This window comes from Kitasatospora sp. MBT63 (assembly GCF_000710465.2).
Taxonomy (GTDB): domain Bacteria; phylum Actinomycetota; class Actinomycetes; order Streptomycetales; family Streptomycetaceae; genus Kitasatospora.
On sequence record NZ_JAIZ01000242.1, the window covers coordinates 1 to 3,008 of the forward strand.

Sequence of the window (3,008 nt, forward strand, 5' to 3'; positions counted from 1 at the left end):
GTAGCGGGCCCCCGGCACCCCCGCCGCCACCGCCGGCACGTTCCGGAGCCGTACCTCCCCCTCCGCCGCCACGCCGAGGCGCAGACACACCGACGCCGCCACCGAGGCCGCCCGCACCACGGACCGACGTCGCGGCCTTGGTCGCGCCCGTCGTAAACCCGGCGCCGGCCCCCGTCTCCGCACCAGGAGCACCGGAGCCAGGACGCCGCCCGGATCACCCTCCCGCCGACACTGCCGAAACCCCCGCAAGGGCGCCCCAGGAGATTCGCGAACAGGCGCCCCGGATAGCGCGGGCCCGAGCCATCGCGGTCACGAGAACCGCACCGACCCGTCGTCTGCAGCCCGGCGATCTGGTGTGCGGTGCGTGTGGGGAGGGCAATCCCGGCACGCGCAGATTCTGCAGCCGCTGCGGCACCTCGCTGGTCGAGGCGGCAACGGTCAAGGAGCCGTGGTGGCGGAGGTTCGTTCCCAGACGCGGACCCCGCGTCGTCGCACTCGACACGGGTACGGGCGACCGGGCCGGAGGCGGGGCGCACCTCACGAGGCCCCGATTCGACCTGAGGTTCGTCCTCCGCTGGACCTACCGCAAGGGCCGCATCGTCGCCGCGGTGGTGCTCCTGTGCGCCACCACGCTCTACGCCACCTACCCGCCCTTCCGCAAAAGCGTGGACGACCAGGTCCAACGGGCCAGGACCCGGGTCACCGACGCCATCGGCGGCCACCTCTCGCCCATCCACGCCACCGGCGTGGCGGCCGACGCGGAGGAGCCCGGCCACCCTCCGCTGAACGCCGCGGACGAGGTCCTCGGCACGCACTGGCTGGCGCCCTGGTCGGCCTCGAAGAACCCGGCTCTCTCCTTCACCTTCGCCCACCGGGTGACGCTGAAGAAGCTCATCCTGCACTCCGGGGCGAGCGACGCCTACGTCCGGAACGGGCGGCCGAGCCTGCTGCGCCTCGTCTTCTCCAACGGCGAGTCCTTCGTCATCGTCCCGAAGGACACCTCCGAGGCACAGACGTTCTCCATCAGCCACGCGGTGCTCATCACCGGGATGCAGGTCCAGGTCGGCGCGGTGTATCCCGGCAGCGCCGGGTCCGATGTCGCCATCACGGACCTCGAACTGTTCGGACTGACCACCTGAAGGGGGCGACGTGGCCGATTTCGTCATCAGGACCGGAGACCTGCTCGAGGTGACCATCCCCGGGGCCGCCGTCATCCCCACGCTCCTCGCGCCGCTCCCGCTGACGGGGTCGAGTACGGACGTGGCCGTCCAGGCCCTGCCGGTCTGTCTGCAGGGCGACGAACTGCCCGTCGCGCTGAGCGGACCGATGCCCTACACCCAACCGCCCTTCACGGTCCCCGGCACCGGCACGTTGACCCTCACCCTGATGCCCACCAACATGACCCAGCGCACCACCAACGCCGGCAAACCGATCCTGGTCAAGGGAGGCCCGTTCCCCGCCGTCTTCAGCGTCCAGACACCCGCGACCCAGCCGACCCCGGCCGGGCCGGTACCCGACCCGCAGCTCCAGAAGCCCGGAACCGCACGGTTCATCACCACGAACACGACGGTCACTTCAGCCTGAAAACGATACGGCGTGTACCGGTCGTATCGGTCACACGACCGCTGCCTGCGGTCGGAAGGAGAGGAACATCGTGCCCTGCGTCCTGTTGGTGCTCGGCCTCGCCGCCCCGCTCCCCGTCCTCGCCGTCTTCCTCGCCGCCGCGCGCGCCGGAACCCGCAGTGATCGGGAGGACCTTTGACCTCCGGTCAGTACGCGGCGAGCCGCGAACGGACGGCCCTCGGTCCCGAAAGCCCCTCCGTGGCAGGGCAGTCAACCTGCCCGGATCAACGGGGCCTCACGGCGCACAGGCCACTCGAACACATGGTGCAGCGGCCTGCTGCGGGGCGTGTGCATCGCAGGAGAACGGTCCGCGAGGGACCCCGTAGGGATCAGGGGGAGAACACCTGACGCAGGCGGTCCCGCTCCGCACGGATCACGGAGACGGGCCGACCGGCCGATACACCGGCGTCGACCCGAGATCCTGGCCGGTGATGAGGTGACTCGCGCCTCCCGCGAGCCACAGCACAGCCGCGGCCACGTCTTCGGGGGTGAGAGCGGAGACGATGGGTTGAATGCCGTCGACCAGTTCCGTCGCTCTGGCGGCAAGCACGGAAGCCGCGGCATCGGCGACCGACGGCTGTACTCCGGTCCCTTTTGGCGAAAATTCCCGTGGGCACGAGTCCAGGAGATATGCGGCACTCCGGGTCAACTGCGCGACGGCCGCCTTGGCGGCGGAATATTCAAAGCCCCTCCCAGCCGCCGGCCTTTCCCGCAGCGCTACCCACGTTGACGACGCTTCCCGATCCCCGAGCGGCCATCTCCCGCCCGGCATACTTGATCCCGAGCAATGGGCCATTGGCATGCACAGTCATGGCCCGCGCAAAGACATCCGCATCGCACTCGGTGATCGGCGACAGATTTCCCGGCCCGCCGGCATTGTTGACCATGACATCACGCCGCACGTGGAGTTCGACAGTGCGGCCGACCAGCGTTGCCATTTCGGCTTCCACCGAGACATCCGGCCGGACGAAGTCGGCCCACCTCCCAAGGGTGCCGCTTCCAGCTCCCCTGCTCTTTCCTGGCGCCCCGACAACGCGACATGCGCATCCTCGGCGACCAGCATCTCTGCAACGCGGAAGCCAATTCCTCCGGTGGCCCCGTGATGATTGCCACCTTGTGTTACATGCTCTTCGCGAAAACCGCTTCGGACCAGGCCGGTCACCTGCAATATACGCAGCATTCGACCTCGAGCCGTCTGGTGGTGCTGGACAATCTCCAGGACGTCCGGGACTCCCTCAACCGCGCATCGAACCATGCCAGAGGGAAGTGCCGACCAGCGAGCCGGGCGGGGGCGCCCGAGTACCTCAACGGCCCCAGCCAGACCTAAGTCGTCGCCATATCCGCACTGGGCGGCCAGTACCGGACGGCGCACGAACTCTTCGGGC

The 3,008-nt window shown here is 69.3% G+C and carries 5 protein-coding genes; 3 read left to right on the top strand and 2 right to left on the bottom strand.

What is annotated here, in order from left to right; all coding sequences use genetic code 11:
- Window positions 1-608: 608 nt before the first annotated feature.
- Window positions 609-1,139 carry a hypothetical protein gene (locus tag AA75_RS15605; protein WP_033820626.1) on the top strand — a complete coding sequence of 177 codons (531 nt, stop codon included), beginning with the start codon at window positions 609-611 and terminating at the stop codon, window positions 1,137-1,139.
- Window positions 1,140-1,149: 10 nt separating this feature from the next.
- Complete coding sequence (locus AA75_RS15610) at window positions 1,150-1,584, top strand: hypothetical protein (protein ID WP_033820627.1); 435 nt, start codon at window positions 1,150-1,152, stop codon at window positions 1,582-1,584.
- Between the two features lie 412 nt (window positions 1,585-1,996).
- On the opposite strand, the gene AA75_RS53990 is transcribed toward AA75_RS15610, so the two are convergent.
- Complete coding sequence (locus tag AA75_RS53990) at window positions 1,997-2,419, bottom strand: SDR family oxidoreductase (protein ID WP_368666573.1); 423 nt, start codon at window positions 2,417-2,419, stop codon at window positions 1,997-1,999.
- Entirely contained in the window at window positions 2,304-2,561 is a 258-nt protein-coding gene (locus AA75_RS53460) for an SDR family NAD(P)-dependent oxidoreductase (protein ID WP_255369513.1), read from the bottom strand. The genes AA75_RS53990 and AA75_RS53460 overlap by 116 nt, the downstream gene beginning before the upstream one ends.
- 101 nt (window positions 2,562-2,662) lie before the next feature.
- Here AA75_RS53460 and AA75_RS51925 point away from each other — a divergent pair, with 101 nt between their 5' ends.
- A complete protein-coding gene (locus AA75_RS51925) occupies window positions 2,663-2,950 on the top strand; it encodes a hypothetical protein (protein WP_233289033.1) in 288 nt (95 codons plus the stop codon).
- Window positions 2,951-3,008: the final 58 nt, after the last annotated feature.